This is a genomic window from uncultured Corynebacterium sp., from assembly GCF_902782855.1.
Classification (GTDB): domain Bacteria; phylum Actinomycetota; class Actinomycetes; order Mycobacteriales; family Mycobacteriaceae; genus Corynebacterium.
Genome location: NZ_CACZOO010000104.1, coordinates 1 through 15,191, shown reverse-complemented (window position 1 = coordinate 15,191; position 15,191 = coordinate 1). Strand labels below are relative to the sequence as shown.

At 65.6% G+C, this 15,191-nt stretch carries 15 protein-coding genes and 1 tRNA gene; 11 read left to right on the top strand and 5 right to left on the bottom strand.

Features of this window, described 5'->3' with window-relative positions; all coding sequences use genetic code 11:
• Positions 1-4: 4 nt before the first annotated feature.
• A tRNA-Leu gene (locus tag QZV72_RS04890) sits at positions 5-90 on the bottom strand.
• 120 nt (positions 91-210) lie between these two features.
• On the opposite strand from QZV72_RS04890, the gene QZV72_RS04885 reads away from it, so the two are divergent.
• A complete protein-coding gene (locus QZV72_RS04885) occupies positions 211-771 on the top strand; it encodes a YbhB/YbcL family Raf kinase inhibitor-like protein (RefSeq protein WP_297005917.1) in 561 nt (186 codons plus the stop codon).
• 23 nt (positions 772-794) lie between these two features.
• Here the strand turns inward: QZV72_RS04885 and QZV72_RS04880 are convergent, their stop codons facing one another.
• Positions 795-1,904, bottom strand: coding sequence for a quinone-dependent dihydroorotate dehydrogenase (locus QZV72_RS04880; RefSeq protein WP_297005915.1), 1,110 nt, complete (start codon positions 1,902-1,904; stop codon positions 795-797).
• Positions 1,905-1,945: 41 nt separating this feature from the next.
• A complete protein-coding gene (locus QZV72_RS04875) occupies positions 1,946-3,028 on the bottom strand; it encodes a hypothetical protein (protein ID WP_297005913.1) in 1,083 nt (360 codons plus the stop codon).
• Positions 3,029-3,071: 43 nt separating this feature from the next.
• Here QZV72_RS04875 and QZV72_RS04870 point away from each other — a divergent pair, with 43 nt between their 5' ends.
• The 3 genes from QZV72_RS04870 to QZV72_RS04860 are packed head-to-tail and all read left to right on the top strand — an operon-like array spanning position 3,072 to position 5,631.
• Positions 3,072-3,944 carry an undecaprenyl-diphosphate phosphatase gene (locus tag QZV72_RS04870; protein WP_297005912.1) on the top strand — a complete coding sequence of 291 codons (873 nt, stop codon included), beginning with the start codon at positions 3,072-3,074 and terminating at the stop codon, positions 3,942-3,944.
• Between the two features lie 23 nt (positions 3,945-3,967).
• A complete protein-coding gene (gene mshC / locus QZV72_RS04865) occupies positions 3,968-5,260 on the top strand; it encodes a cysteine--1-D-myo-inosityl 2-amino-2-deoxy-alpha-D-glucopyranoside ligase (protein WP_297005910.1) in 1,293 nt (430 codons plus the stop codon).
• Positions 5,257-5,631: a hypothetical protein gene (locus QZV72_RS04860; protein ID WP_297005908.1), complete on the top strand. Its 375-nt coding sequence runs from the start codon at positions 5,257-5,259 to the stop codon at positions 5,629-5,631. The genes mshC and QZV72_RS04860 overlap by 4 nt, the downstream gene beginning before the upstream one ends.
• A gap of 44 nt (positions 5,632-5,675) precedes the next feature.
• Here QZV72_RS04860 and QZV72_RS04855 read toward each other — a convergent pair whose 3' ends face one another.
• Positions 5,676-6,491, bottom strand: a complete 816-nt coding sequence (locus tag QZV72_RS04855) for a thioesterase family protein (RefSeq protein ID WP_297005906.1) — start codon at positions 6,489-6,491, stop codon at positions 5,676-5,678.
• A gap of 44 nt (positions 6,492-6,535) precedes the next feature.
• Between QZV72_RS04855 and QZV72_RS04850 the strand changes: the two genes are divergently transcribed.
• The 5 genes from QZV72_RS04850 (at position 6,536) to QZV72_RS04830 (ending at position 11,003) form a co-directional block, all read left to right on the top strand.
• On the top strand, positions 6,536-7,267 hold the full coding sequence (locus QZV72_RS04850) for an HAD family phosphatase (protein WP_297005904.1): 732 nt from the start codon (positions 6,536-6,538) through the stop codon (positions 7,265-7,267).
• 5 nt (positions 7,268-7,272) lie between these two features.
• Entirely contained in the window at positions 7,273-7,536 is a 264-nt protein-coding gene (locus QZV72_RS04845) for a phosphoribosyl-ATP diphosphatase (protein WP_297005900.1), read from the top strand.
• Positions 7,537-7,564: 28 nt separating this feature from the next.
• A complete protein-coding gene (gene hisG, locus QZV72_RS04840) occupies positions 7,565-8,410 on the top strand; it encodes an ATP phosphoribosyltransferase (RefSeq protein ID WP_297005921.1) in 846 nt (281 codons plus the stop codon).
• Positions 8,411-8,509: 99 nt separating this feature from the next.
• The gene (aspA, locus tag QZV72_RS04835) at positions 8,510-10,039 is read left to right on the top strand and encodes an aspartate ammonia-lyase (RefSeq protein ID WP_297005919.1); all 1,530 of its coding nucleotides are present in this window, start codon (positions 8,510-8,512) and stop codon (positions 10,037-10,039) included.
• A gap of 31 nt (positions 10,040-10,070) precedes the next feature.
• Positions 10,071-11,003: a Sir2 family NAD-dependent protein deacetylase gene (locus tag QZV72_RS04830; protein WP_297005898.1), complete on the top strand. Its 933-nt coding sequence runs from the start codon at positions 10,071-10,073 to the stop codon at positions 11,001-11,003.
• 733 nt (positions 11,004-11,736) lie between these two features.
• Here QZV72_RS04830 and QZV72_RS04825 read toward each other — a convergent pair.
• Positions 11,737-12,405 (bottom strand): helix-turn-helix domain-containing protein, encoded by a 669-nt coding sequence (locus QZV72_RS04825; protein WP_297005896.1) that lies wholly within the window; start codon positions 12,403-12,405, stop codon positions 11,737-11,739.
• Between the two features lie 184 nt (positions 12,406-12,589).
• Between QZV72_RS04825 and QZV72_RS04820 the strand changes: the two genes are divergently transcribed.
• Both QZV72_RS04820 and QZV72_RS04815 read left to right on the top strand, forming a co-directional pair.
• Positions 12,590-13,420: a DUF1266 domain-containing protein gene (locus QZV72_RS04820; RefSeq protein WP_297005895.1), complete on the top strand. Its 831-nt coding sequence runs from the start codon at positions 12,590-12,592 to the stop codon at positions 13,418-13,420.
• A gap of 117 nt (positions 13,421-13,537) precedes the next feature.
• On the top strand, positions 13,538-15,191 hold a 1,654-nt coding region (locus QZV72_RS04815), incomplete at its 3' end, for an LGFP repeat-containing protein (RefSeq protein WP_297005893.1).

Here is a 15,191-nt window from a genome sequence, read left to right as displayed (position 1 = left end):
TCTGTGTCCGGAGGGGGACTTGAACCCCCACGTCCGTTAATAGGACACTAGCACCTCAAGCTAGCGCGTCTGCCATTCCGCCACCCGGACAGGGCAACCTCTGCGCAGGACGTGGTAACACGCCGTGCGGACTCGCATACTGTAGCCCGCATGCCCGGAGGGCACCAAATCGTCACGGTCCCCCCGGTGGTGTGGTGCATACTGGAGTACATGAGCACTTCAGGACAGAAGAACCACCAGCCCACCTACGTCGATGACCGGTTCCCGGGACCCGATCCGTACAGACCACTGACTGACCTGCCCACCTTCACCCTCACCAGTGAGGATCTCACCACCGGGGGACGGCTCGCGGACGCCCAGCTCGGCGGCAACGACATCTCCCCGCAGCTGTCCTGGTCAGGGGCGCCGGAAGACACCGAGACCTACGCTGTGACCTGCTACGATCCGGACGCCCCCACTGGTTCCGGATACTGGCACTGGGCCGTGTTCAACATCCCGGCCTCGGTGACCTCGCTGCCCACCGGAGCCGGGGACGACGAACTCGTCGGCCTGCCGGAGGGGGCGGTCGCCCTGCGCGGTGACAGTGGCCGGCGCGGCTTCTACGGCGCGGAGCCACCGGCCGGGCACGGCCCCCACCGCTACATCTACGCCGTCCACGCCGTCCCTGAGCGGCTCGACATCCCTGACCGGTCGACGCCGGCCATCCTGGGGTTCAACCTCAACTTCCGCGCCACCGCGCGTGCCCTGTTGTGGGGTTGGGCGGAGAACTGAGGCTGCACCGCCCCAGGGTGACGTCAGTCCAGCCAGGGGAGTTCCGCCCCGACGGCCTCCGAGATGCTCGCCAGGCCATGGCGTCGGACCTGGTGGGCCAGGCCCAGGTGGATGTCGCGGATCCAGTCCGGTCCACCGTAGATGAAGGCCGTGTACCCCTGGAGCAGGGTGGCACCGGCGCCGATCCGTTCCCAGGCCTGCTGCGGCGTCTCGATCCCGCCGACGCCGATGAGCACCAGCCGGTCACCGGCCCTGCGGTGGATCCGCCGCAGGACTTCCAGGGCACGGGCAGCCACCGGCGCGCCCGAGACACCACCGGCCCCGAGCCCACGGACACCGGGGGTGACGAGGCCCTCCCGACTGATGGTCGTGTTGGTCGCGATGAGCCCCGTGACCCTCAGATCCACAGCGAGGTCGGTCACCGCATCCACGTCCTCGTCGGAGAGGTCGGGGGCGATCTTCACGAACAGGGGACGCGCGCTGACCCCGCGCACGGCCTCGATGATGGGGCGCAGTGATTCGACCGCCTGCAGGTCACGCAGCCCCGGTGTATTGGGTGAGGAGACGTTGATGACCAGATAGTCGGCGACACCGTCGACGGCCTGCGCCGAGATCCGGTAGTCCTCCGCCGCCCGGTCGGCGGGGGTCACCTTGGTCTTCCCCAGGTTCACGCCCAGCGGCTCTGGTTCGGCACGGCCTCTCAGCCGGTCGGCGGCAGCGGCGGCACCGTCGTTGTTGAAACCCATCCGGTTGAGCAGTGCGCGGTCCCCGGTGAGACGGAACAGTCGCGGGGTGGGGTTGCCCGGCTGGGCGGCGGCGGTGACGGTACCGACCTCCGCAGAACCGAAACCGAGTGGACCCCAGATGTCCGCCTCGGTCGCGTTCTTGTCGAAGCCGGCGGCGAGTCCGAGCGGTCGGGGGAAAGCCAGGCCGGCGACCGTCTGTGCCAGTGCCGGGTCATCGACCACCAGGAGACGCCGCAGCATCCGGCGGATCAGCGGCACCTGGGACGCCAGTGAGAGCCACCGGTTCATCAGTACGTGGATCCGCTCGGGGCGTAGCCGGAACAGGACCTTGAGAGCCGCGTCGTAGATGACGCCGCGCACGGCACGGAATGTGGGGAGGGAGGACACGTCGGGGATCCTTCTTTCTGCGTCGGTCTTCGTACGGCCGTCTACCTGCCGGTGGGCAGGTCGGCGGAGGGGATGAGCTGGCGGGTGCCGTCCTGACCGATGAGCAACAGGTCACCGTCGGGCGCGTCGGCGATCTGACGGACATCGGCGACGGTGTCGACGTGCCCGACGGCGACGGGGGTGCCGGTGGCCAGCCGGTAGGCGGTCAGCTGATTGTCACCGGTGGTCGAGACCCACATGAGCCGGCGGTCAGCGTCCCACAGCACCGCCCAGGGCGACGGACCGGTGTGCACGGCCTGGGTGTGCCGGATGACGTCGGTGAAGGTGTAGACCAGTGCCTGGTCAGTGCGGGGGTCGGAGGCGACGAGTACGCCGTCCGGAGCCTGTGCGGCGGCGGCGTCACCCAGCCCCTGGCCGACACGTAACGCGGCGTTGTACTGACGCTTGTCCATGTCGATGTCCGCCACCGAGGACTGCCCGGTGTCGAGGACGCCCACGCGCCACTGGGCGGCACCGTCGTCACCGGTGTTGCGTTCGTTGCCGACCGGAACCATGCCGGAGGGGGTGGCGCTCGTGACCTCGGAATGCTTCTTCCCACCCTCGGCGTCGTACCAGGTGACCTTGTCGGAGCCCTCGGTCGTCACGGCGACGGTGCCGTCGGTCACCACGGCGGCCGCGGTGACCGTGGAACCGATGTCGAGGGTCCGGGTCTCCTTGCCGTCGGCATCCCGGATGCTGACCGTGCTGCCGCAGGTGAGGACCACACCGTCCGGGGCGGAGACGACAGAGTCACAGCTCTTGTCGACGGTGACCGTGTCCGCCGAGCCGGCGGAGATCTCCCGGAGGGTACCGGTGCTGAGCGTGCCGTCCCCGAGAACGGCCACCGCGTCGGTGTCCGCCGCATCCTTCCCGAGTCCGATCCGGGCGAGACCTGTGACGGCGTCCCCGGTGGTCACCTCACCGACGGCCTCACCGGTGGCAGGAGAGGCTGCGGGGGTCGCCGCGACGCCGACGACGGATTCACCGTCCCCGTCGTCGGCCCCTCCGCTGCAGCCGGCGAGGGTGAGGGTGGCCGCGAGGGCGATCACCGAGGTACAGACGGTCTTGTGGGTCAGGCGCTTCACCCGTCTCACGCTACTACACCCCGTGGCGGTAACCTCTCCACACATGACCCAGACACTTCTCTCCGCCTCAGAGGCGGCGACCACGGACATGGGATGGTTGCAGGTGATCGTGCTGTCGATCGTCCAGGGGCTCACCGAGTTCCTCCCGGTCTCCTCCTCCGGCCACCTCAGGATCGTCTCCGAACTCTTCTGGGACGAGGACGCCGGTGCATCCTTCACCGCCGTCGTCCAGCTCGGCACCGAGCTGGCGGTGCTGGTGTTCTTCGCCAGAGACATCTGGCTGATCCTCACCGCCTGGTTCGCCGGACTGTTCGACCGGCAGAAGCGCGACAACCTCAACTACCGCATGGGCTGGATGGTCATCGCCGGCACCGTCCCGGTCGGTGTGCTCGGTTTCCTGTTCCAGGACGTCATCCGCGATGCACTGCGCAACCTGTGGATCACCGCATCCGTCCTGATCCTGTTCTCCTTCGTCTTCATCTGGGCGGAACGGGTCGGCACCAAACGTCGCGAGTTCACCGACCTGACCATGAAGGACGCCCTGGTGATGGGTTTCGCCCAGTGTCTCTCGCTCATCCCGGGCGTGTCCCGCTCCGGTGGTACGGTCTCCGCCGGTCTGCTCCTCAACCTCGACCGTGAGGTCGCCACCAGGTTCTCCTTCCTGCTGGCGATCCCCGCGGTACTGGCTTCGGGTCTGTTCAGCCTGCCGGACGCCTTCAACCCGTCCTCGGGTCAGGCCGCCAGTGGACTCCAGCTGTTCGTCGGCACTGCGGTGGCCTTCGCCATCGGCTACATCGCCATCGCCTGGCTGCTGAAGTTCGTCTCCAACCACTCCTTCGCCTGGTTCGCCGTCTGGCGAATCCCGGTCGGCCTGCTGGTGATGCTGCTGCTGGGTCTCGGAGTGATGGCGGCCTGACTCCACGGGTAGTATCTGTGGCCATGCGTTCATGGCCCCTCCCTGAAGTCCCCGTCCTCTCCGGAGACGGGGTCCCGCTGTCCCTGTACGACACAGCTGACGACGCGGTCCGTCCGGTACGCACCGACTGGCCGTCGGGGGAAGTGGGGATCTACGTCTGCGGGATCACCCCCTACGACTCGACCCATCTCGGCCATGCGGCGACCTATGTGACCTTCGACCTGGTGCACCGTCAGTTGCTCGACAACGGCCACCGGGTCCATTTCGTGGAGAACATCACCGACGTCGACGATCCACTGTTCGAACGTGCGGAACGCGACGGGGTGGACTGGCGCGACCTCGGCGACTCACAGATCGACCTTTTCCGCTCCGACATGGAGGCCCTGTCCGTCATTCCGCCGCGGGAGTATGTCGGTGCGATGGAATCCGTCGACGAGGTGATCGGCATGGTGGGCCGACTGCTGGAGGTGGGGGCGGCCTACCGCGTCGACGATGACGAGTTTCCGGACATCTACGTCGACCACACCTTCACGTCACATTTCGGCTACGAGTCCCGTTACGATGCCGCGCAGATGGCGGAGTTTTTCGCCGAGCGGGGAGGCGACCCGGAACGTGCGGGCAAGCGGTACCCGCTCGACGCGCTGGTCTGGCGTGCCCGGCGCGACGGCGAGCCGTCCTGGGACGCACCCTTCGGCGCCGGCCGCCCCGGCTGGCACGTCGAATGTTCGGCCATCGCCACCAACCGCCTCGGGGCGTCCTTCGCGGTCCAGGGAGGCGGCAGTGACCTGCGCTTCCCACACCACGAGTTCTCTGCCGCCCACGCCGAGGCCGCCCACGGCTGCGACCGGATGGCGGACCACTACGTCCACACCGGCATGATCGGCCTCGACGGGGTGAAAATGAGCAAGTCGCTGGGCAACCTCGTCTTCGTCTCGAAGCTCACCGCCGCCGGTCATGACGCGTCGGCGATCCGGTTGGGTCTCTACGAACAGCACTACCGGTCCGACCGGAACTGGTCCGGCAGCGTCCTCGCCCGTGCCGAGGAGCGGCTCGCCCGGTGGCGGGGCGCCGCCGGGGCCGCGGGCGCCCGTCCGGCGTCCGCGGCGGCACCGCTGGTTGCCGAGGTCCGCGCGGCACTGGCCGACGATCTCGACACCCCACGGGTCCTCACACTGATCGACTCCTGGTGCGCCGGGGTCGTCGACACCGCCGCATCCGCCCCCGACTCCGGGAACCGGGCCGTCCCCGGTCCGGGGGAGGACGCCGGGACGGTGCTGCGGACCCTGTGCGACGCGCTGCTGGGGGTCCGGCTGTGAGCCGTTCCTCCGTCGAACTCATCACCGACTTCCTGGACACGCTGAGGTCCCTGTCCACCGGAAGTTACCTGCGTGAGGGGGAACGGGAGTTCTGGGACCCGCCGTACCCGCCGGAGGTGGCCGCCGACGCCGCCGAGATCCTCCGCCGGCTTACCGTCGATATCCGTCAGGAGCCGACGGAGATGTCGCTGGCGGTCATCGCCGCCTACGGCGCCCTGTCCGCCCTCAGCGAACGGCACGGGGACGCGGTGTTCGAGGAGGAGGAGCAGAACGATTTCCGCGTCATCGTCTCAGCTCTGGCCGCCGAGCACAACCAGGACGGCGAGAGTGTCCTCACGGACCTGGACCGGATCACCGGGGAGGACGACTGACCGTCCGTCCCGGCCGAAGAGTGGTGCGAAGAGCCAGGAGGGAGTCAGAGGGGGCTGAGCATCAGTGACTGGGTGGTGGTCCCCACCGGTCCGTCGCTGTCATGGAGGCGGCCGACCGTGAGCCCGACACCGTCGGGACCGTAGTTGGCGTCCGCCCGCACACAGAGCCAGCCGTCCCCGTCCACCCGGGGCTGGCGGTGGATGTTGACGGTGAGATCGGTGTTCATGAACTGCCACTGCCGTGGGTCGAGGGTGGGGTTGGTGCCGTTGGCGACGTCCGCCACCCCCATCAACCTGGTCCACGGGGTGTCCGGTACCCCTGCGACGACCGGGAGCTTCGCCCGGACCCACAGCTGACCCGGCGCCGCCCAGGTCTCCAGGGTGTCAATGTATCCACTGGCCCACATTCCGGTGAATGAACCGGGATCCTCCGGATCACACCAGGAGCATTCCTCCCGGGGCGTCACCTCCGGCGCCACCGCCGTCTCCACACCCGTGGTGTCGTGGTGCCTGACCCACCACCCGGTACCCCGGGCAACCTCACGGCCACCCGGCTCGGTGACCACGGACTCCAGCAGGCAGATCCGCTTGCCCGGGCGCACGACCCGCGCCCGACCCCGCAGCTCACCCAGCGGTACCGCTCCGAGCAGGTCGACGGTGACACGGGCGAGACGCCCGTTGTCGGGGACGACGGTCTCCAACAGGTGTGTCACCAGGGCGGCGGGTGGGGCACCGTGCTGGAACCCCTCACCCCAGGGGCTGGCTGTGTGGTCGGTGGCGGTGAACAGGTGCCAGTCGACGCCGTCAGCATCGGTGTGTGTGCCACCAGGCAGGAAATATGCGTCTGTGATGTCAGTCATAGCCGTCAACTGTACCTGCGGGGGTTGCGGGCATGATGGAGGGCATGAAGGCGATTCTCTGGGACATGGACGGCACACTCGTGGACACCGAACCGAAGTGGGGCCAGGCGACGTACACGATGTGCTCCGAAATGGGTCGTGAACTGACCCCGGAGGTCAGGGAGAGCACGGTCGGCGGTATCGCGGAGAACACCGTACGCATCTGTGCGGACTGGGCCGGCCTGACGCTCGACGACGCGGCCCTGCACCACTGGGTGGACCGGCTCTACACGATCGTCTCGGAGCTCTTCTCCGCCGACCTGCCGTTCCGCCCGGGGATCCCGGAACTGCTGGCGGAGGGGGCGGCGACCCTGCCGATGATGGTGGTGACCAACACCTACCGGTCGCTGACCGACCGGGCGCTGCAGACGATCGGAGCGGACCGGTTCGTCGGGTCGGTGTGCGGAGATGAGGTGGCCCACGGTAAGCCGGCACCGGAGCCGTACCTTCGGGCCTGTCAGCTCCTCGGTCTGGCTCCGGCGGACTGCCTGGTGGTGGAGGACTCGACCAACGGGATGCGCTCGGCGGTGGCAGCCGGGTGCCGCGTCCTCGGCGTCCCGTCCCCGGGGAATCCGGTGCCCACGGGGGCGGTGGACATCGTCGACCTGCGCCGGCCGCCGGCGGGCGACTCCGGGGACCGTCCCGGGAAGTGCAGCGGTCTCGCGGAGCTGACCGTGTCGGACCTGCGGGACATGTGGGGCCGCATCGGCGTCCCGACAGCGGATGTGCCACAATGAACCCCGTGAAAAACTTCGACTCCCTGTTTGAGGAACTCGCCCAGCGTGCCGTTGACCGGCCCGAGGGCTCCGGCACCGTCAAGGCTCTGGACGGTGGACTGCACAACCTCGGCAAGAAGATCGCCGAGGAGGCGGGCGAGGTCTGGCTGGCGGCGGAGTACCAGAGTGATGACGAGCTCTCCGAGGAGATCTCCCAGCTCATCTACTGGCTGCAGGTGGTCATGGTCAAACGTGGGCTGACTCCCGCCGACATCTACAAATTCCTCTAGGAGTTCCGACGTGAGTGCACCCGATGAGATGTTGCGTGTCGCCGTCCCCAACAAAGGCTCCCTGTCGGAGACGGCGACCGACATTCTCCGTGAAGCCGGATACCCGGGGCGCGGTGACTCGAAGTCACTGACCGTCCTTGACGAGGGCAACGGCGTGGAGTTCTACTTCCTGCGCCCCAAGGACATCGCCATCTACGTGGCCAGTGGTCACCTGGACATGGGGATCACCGGCCGCGATCTGGCGGCGGACACCCGTGAGGAGACCGACGAGCTCATGGAGCTCGGCTTCGGTTCCTCGACGTTCCGGTACGCCGCTCCGGCGGGGAGAGACTGGACGGTCGCGGACCTCGACGGCAAGCGGATCGCGACCTCGTACCCTAACCTGGTGCGCCGCGATCTTGCGCAGCGTGGCATTGACGCCAAGGTCGTCCGGCTGGACGGCGCGGTGGAAATCTCCATCCGTCTGGGTGTGGCAGATGCCATCGCCGACGTCGTCTCGACCGGCCGTACCCTGCGTCAGCAGGGACTGGAGCCGTTCGGTGAAGCCCTGATCGCCTCGACCGCCGTCGTGGTGGGCCGCAAGGGCGCCGAGGTGGATCCGCGTCATCAGGTCTTCCTCAAGCGGCTGGAGGGCATCCTCCACGCCCGCAACTACGTGATGCTCGACTACAATTGCCCCCGAACCATTCTGGAACAGGTATCGTCGATCACGCCGGGCCTGTCCGGCCCCACCGTGTCGCCACTGGCACATGAGGACTGGGTCGCTGTCCGCGCCATGGTTCCGCGGAAGGACGCCAACACCCTCATGGACAAGCTCTCGGCACTGGGGGCCAAGGCCATCCTGGCCAGCGACATCCGCATCGCCAGGATCTGACCTCACCCCACCCATCCGTTGTCTTCAGGGCCCGGCGCTGATCCGAAAGGTCATGCGGTACACGTGTCAGACACCCAGAACGATTCCCCGATCGACAAGATGAACGACCCCCAGGCGATGCCCACCGGACGGACCTACCGCCCGGTGACACTGTCGACGGACATCATCACCTCGGCGGAGTCCATCTCCCGGCAGGCCCATGCGGCGGACTCCTTCCGTACCGAGGAGGACCTCCTCGGCAGTATGGAGGTTCCCGCGGACGCCTACTACGGCATCCACGCCCTGCGTGCGGTCGACAACTTCCAGATCTCGCGGACGACACTGAACCAGCTGCCGGAGTTCATCCGGGGCATGGTGCAGGTGAAGAAGGCTGCTGCCCTGGCCAACCGGCGGCTGCACACGCTGCCTGGGGACAAGGCCGAGGCGATCATCTGGGCCTGTGACCAGATCCTGGACAGTCACCGATGCATGGACCAGTTCCCGATCGACGTCTACCAGGGCGGTGCCGGCACCTCGACGAACATGAACGTCAACGAGGTTGTCGCCAACCTCGCCCTGGAGTACCTGGGCGAGCCGAAGGGCAGCTACGACGTCATCAACCCCAATGACGACGTCAACATGAGCCAGTCCACCAATGACGCCTACCCGACGGGTTTCCGACTGGGTATCCACTCCGCGTTCCAGGAGCTCATCAAGCATCTGGCGGCGTTGGAGAGGTCTTTCGCCGCCAAGGGGGACGAGTTCCGCGACATCATCACCATGGGCCGCACCCAGTTGCAGGACGCGGTTCCGGTAAGCCTTGGCGAGGAGTTCACCGCCTTCGCCCGCAATCTCGCGGAGGAGCAGGCACAGCTGGACCGCGCGGCGGCCTTCATGCTGGAGGTCAATCTGGGTGGTACCGCGATCGGTACCGGGGTCAATGCCCCGGCCGGCTACCAGGCGCAGGTCACCTCGGCGCTGTCGGAGGTGACCGGTCTTGAGATCAAGCCGGCCCGTGATCTGCTGGAGGCCACCAGTGACACCGGGGCTTACGTCAACGCGAGCTCGGTGGTCAAGCGGGTGGCGATGAAGCTGTCGAAGATCTGCAATGATCTGCGTCTGCTGTCGTCGGGTCCGCGGGCCGGTCTCAACGAGATCAACCTGCCGGAACGTCAGGCGGGTTCCTCGATCATGCCGGCGAAAGTCAACCCGGTGATCCCGGAGGTCGTCAACCAGATCTGCTTCAAGGTCTTCGGCAACGACGTGACGATCTCGATGGCTGCGGAGGCCGGCCAGCTGCAGCTCAACGTGATGGAGCCGGTGATCTCACAGTCACTGTTCGAGTCGATCCGGCTGCTCGCCCGGGCTTGCACCACGCTGCGCACGCTGTGTGTCGTGGACATCACTGCGAATCCGGAGGTCTGCCGACGCTACGTGGACAACTCCATCGGTATCGTCACTTACCTCAACCCGCTCATCGGCCACCACAACGGTGACCTGGTGGGTAAGGAGTGCGCCCGGACCGGGAAGTCCGTGCCCGAGGTCGTCCTGGAGATGGGCCTGCTGGACAAGGAGACCCTGGACAAGGTGCTGAGTACCGAGAACCTGCTGCACCCGGTGTGGCGTGGGGAGCTCTTCCTCGACTCGTAGGAGGTCGGGCAGCCGCTCTAGACTGGCACGCATGGTTCTCCCTGATCCGGTCACCCTCGCCCATCGCTCCGCGTTGCGCTCCATCGCCCGGGTCGTGGAGGAGACGGGGACGCATTCCGATCCGGATGTGGCGCTGGATGCGGTGGCCTCCCAGCTACAGGCGGGTGGGGTCCTGGTGATCACCGGGGCGGGCGTTTCCACGGATTCGGGGATCCCTGACTACCGCGGTCCGAACGGCTCCCTGGGCCGCCACCGGCCGATGACCTACCAGGAGTTCCGGCATGATCCGGAGGCCTCCCACCGCTACTGGGCGCGGTCCTTCGTCGGCTGGCGCGAGATGGCGACGTCCCGACCGAACGTGACCCACTACGCCATCGCCGAACTGGAGGACGCCGGCCTGGTCACCGGAGTCGTCACGCAGAACGTCGACGGTCTGCACGCTGCGGCGGGCTCACGGAACCTGCTGACCCTCCACGGTGATCTGGCCCGGGTGATCTGCCTGGAATGCGGGCATACCGAGGACCGTCGCTCCTTCGACGCCCGGTTGGAGGCCGCGAATCCGGGGTACCTGGAGGAGGTCCAGCTGGATCCCACACAGGTCAACCCGGACGGTGACGTGACGCTGGATGCGGCCCATGTCGAGAAGTTCCGGATGGTCGGCTGTGAGAGGTGCGGGTCAGTGCTCCTCAAACCGGATGTGGTCTACTTCGGTGAACCTGTTCCTACTGAGCGTCGTCAGCAGGCGGCGCGGATGGTGGCGGAGGCGTCCTCGGTGCTTGTGGCGGGGTCGTCGCTGGCGGTGATGAGCGGTTACCGGCTGGTGCTGGACGCGCAGCAGCAGGGCAAGCGGGTCAGCGTCGTCAACGGCGGTCCGGGTCGGGCGGACGCGAAAGTGGACGTCCTGTGGCGCACCTCGGTCGCACCTGCGTTCCTGGAGCTGCTCGATGAACTGGGGTTGGAGTGAGCTGACTCTCACGCGGCGAGGATGCCGAGTGCGATGTCCCCAGATGAGATGCCAGCATGTCTATGCGTCCGCGGTCTGATCCCGTGAAGCAGTCCCGCTCCGCGTACCGGTCATCAACACAGGCGAGAAGTGCTGCAGCATCGAACAGGTGCCGGTCCCGGTCTCTGGAATCCGTGATGAATGCGGCGGCCTTCAGTATGAGGGCGCCGAACGGACGGGGTACGGATATGGTGCTCAGTTCCTGGCCGGCGATCTGCAGCCGGGCGTTGACTGTGCGACGAAGCGCCTGCGTTCCGCCCTCCATCCGCACCATGTCGCGTCCCCGGAGCTTCTCCACAACCCGGGGAGCTGCGTGATCGGCAATCAGCACATCGACCTGTTCCTCCTCTCCGTCAGCGACGATGTCGACTGCTGTTGTGCCACGCACGAAACGGTGGGCGGTGTTGTTCCTGGGGTCGATACTGTGCTGGAGGTGGTAGCCCAACCTCTCCAGTGCAGTGGCAACAGCACCCCGGGACGCCACGCATTTTCTCGATATGCAGCACGATGTCGACGTCATTGGTCGGTCTCACGACGCCGATGCCGTGGTCGATGGTGTGGAGCTGAGTCATCAGTCCACCCACCAGGGTCCAGGACCCGTCAGGAAGTGCTTCCGCCAGTTCGGCGACGCTCGGCCACGGCGCAGGCCACCCGCCTACCGGGGAACTGACGGTGATACGTGCGCGGTCTGTGCTCATGTCCGTGCCTCCAGGATCTCCTCCAGCGCCTGTTCCCCGACGCCCCGGGTGCGGGGGTCGGTACTGACGGCCGCGTCCAGTGCCGCAGCCGCCCGGGTGGTGATCAGGGGGCGTACCTGCTCAAAGTCACAGGTCACTGACCGGAGGGTGACGTTTCCGTGGACGGCGGGCCGGAGGCCGAGAGACCGGACGACCTCTCCGATCTGATCTCCCTCGATATAGCCGTCAACGATGTCATCGGTGGTCCCGCTGAGTCCGAGTTGGCTCTGATCGCTCATCACCACGAGACGGCGGAGCCGGGACAGCGCTGCCCGGTGAGCGTCGAATGTACGCACCTGACTGCGCCCCCTCATCCGGGTAATGAGCTCATCCGCGGTGGTGATCTCACGGAGAGAATGCCGTAGACGGGAGGTCTGCGTCGCACCCAACCAGTCCGGTGTCCGGCCTGACAGCAGCGCCGCAGCTGCCCAGGCCGTCTGCGCCGACCATGCACGGGTACGGGACTGCCGTTGTGAAGCGAGGTATCTGTCGACGGACTCCCGGTCGATGATTCCACGGGCGACCCTGGTGACGGCACCGTTGTCCGCCAGTCTCCTGGCATGCCGGGGTGTCACCGCGAGGGCTTCAGCGGTCTCGGCGACCGTGAGGAACTGACTGTCATTCATGACAGATAATGTCCCATTACGGACTCAATCTGTCAACAGTCGAATCCCTGCGATTCAGATGATCACCGTCTGCCAGGTACGCCAGCACGGCGTCGACCCCCACGGATTCGATGCCTGACTCTACCGACGCGACGCCCGCCCCCATGGCCACGGCGAAGGGTTCATCACTGATACCGTGATGAGCATGCCCTCACCGAATGAGATGACCGCACAGAGCTACGACCAGTACCTGGAGCTTCCCGGGTTCCGTGATCCCGGGTACCACCTGACCAGGCAGAACCGTCTGGATCCCGAGGTCGCCCTCGGCTGGTCGCTGTCCCTGCCCTACGAGATCGGTCCCGACCGGGTCATCGACGGACCAGGACCCGCACCGCAGCCGAAGAAGGGACTGAAGAAGCTCTTTGGCGGAGGCGGAAGAGGGTACGAGAGCCGCTACCGCCAGATGCTCAGCGGCTCCTGGGGCGTCAACGACGGTCAGAGCGCCCTGCAGACCGCCCATGAGCTGCTCACCGGTGCCGGTGATCCGGGGTACCGGGCACTGCGCTCGGCACTCTCGGACCTGGTGGCGCTGCCGGTCGGGGAGCGCGGCCAGCACCTCAACGGTCTGATCGCCGCGACCCGCGAGGTCGTGGACCCGGAGGTCCCGGATGAGGCTGTCGCCGCCGAGGTCCGACGGATCGTCGGACCGTTCCTCATGGAGGAGTCGGTCATGGCGCTGCCGTCGACGCTGCCCGTCGACACCGTCGGCTGGGACACGGCCCGCGCCCTACGCGTCCTGTGGATGGCGCACGGTGCCGGCTACATCACAGAGCAGGACGCCGAACCCCTGGTCCGCGGCGCACTGGACATCACCCGACAGGTCTACGGATCCTGGCGGGAGCACGCCGACGGTTTCATCATCGGGCGGACGCAGTGGTGCGAGACCATCGACGAGGGCTCCTTCGAGTACGTCGGTGGCATGGCGATCTCCCTGCACCACCCGGAGTCGCCGTGGGTGGCGACGCCGCTGCACTGAGACGCATGACACAGTTGGGGCACATGTGGTTAGATGGAAGAACTTATCGGCGTTTAGCTCTCCACCCCACCCTGACTGAGGAACACATGCGACACACTCAGCATTCTGGCCGCAACAATGATCACGTGCCTGTCGGCCAGTGTCGTCCCCACGGCCACCGCCGAGGAACAACAGCCCGAACCTTACGCACAGGTCCAAGAGGAAGGCGTCGCCCCCGTAGAGTACTACGTCCCTAACCGTGATGAACCAAGTGCCGCCCAGGAGATTGCGGCACTTGATCCCGGTGCTCCAGATGTGGACGGGTACTACCGGGATGAGCCTCCGAGCGAAGCTCCACCGGAGGATCTTCCGGAGCCCCAGGACGAGGTGACACCCGGGATGATGCGATCCGACATCATCGGAGTTCCCGAGGGGTACACCAAGCAGGAGGCCGACCGAGCAGAGGTCAGGGAAGCTCAGTTGGACAAGCGTCCACTGACACGTGCGGCAGGTCAGACGTGCAAGGTGTTCTGGCCTTCGCCTTATCAGGTATGTGGTGCCATCCTCGAGCGCTATGAAGTCATCGGTGGCCCCGTGAGTTGGCTCGGGCTCCCGAAGTCCAATGAACTGGTTAATCCTGAAGGAGTCGGCCGACGCTCGGAGTTCCTCGGTGGAAACATCTACTGGCACCCGAGCCACGGAGCCCACAGCGTGGCACCTGATGCTGCCAAACAGTGGAATACCCTCGGGTACGAGACTGGTCGTCTCGGTTACCCCGTAGGTGAGGCATTCTCCACCTCGACACCACTGATTTACGGTCAACGATACAGCGGCGGTGACATCTACTACTCACCTCTCACCGGCGGTGCGGTGTGGGGAGATATCAAGGCCCGTTACGATCAACTAGGCGGAGCCAACCACCCCATCGGAGTTCCGATCACCAATGAAATCGAGAACACGGATGCCTATAGGTACACGAACTTCTCCAACGGTACAATGTCCTGGCGTGGAACCGACCGTGCGACCAGGTTCATGTACTTCAATACCCAGAAGGTGTGGGATGCCCTGGGGCGAGAAACGGGAGAATATGGGTTTCCCTCTGGGGATGAAATGGCCCGGGAGCCTGGAGTTTTTCATATTGTGAATTTCGCGGACAGGGGCGTGATTGGATGGTCAAGCCTCTTTGGAGCTCGAGAACTAGCAGGGCAAGCATACATTTACTGGGACACTCAGCTTGAAACAAGCAATGATTTGGGATATCCTATACCTGACGTCCTGCCATTTTCCTTGGTTTCCACGCAGAGGTTCAGCAGAGGATCGATTATGGGCTCAGGTGAGAATATTGCAGTGATTCCCCGAAGTGATGCGCCGCACCTAAACGCTCTTACTGAGAATGAGTACCCATCGTCAGAGGAATTTAATGAAACTTCCCCTGGATTGCGGCGAAGCGACGTAGTATCCCAGGGGTTCACCCCCGAAGAAGATAGAAAAGATGAATACCCGGATTCCGGATACCGAGTGAGTAACAAAACTCCCGAGACTTTTCCGAAAGACAAACCTTATGTTGGGGACAATCATTTCGTAGTCCGCAAAGGTTTCTTTGAAGAAGACTGGAGCACCGGTGATGATCTTGGTTGGGGACAGGAAAAGATGAAAGAAAAGCACAACATGTACAACCATCCAATCCTGTTCGCAGTCATCAACGAAGGGGTCATGAACTCCGATCTTTCTCATGAGAAGAATACTTATCCATATACCGAAAGAGTATTCTTTCTCAAGTGCGGACAATTCG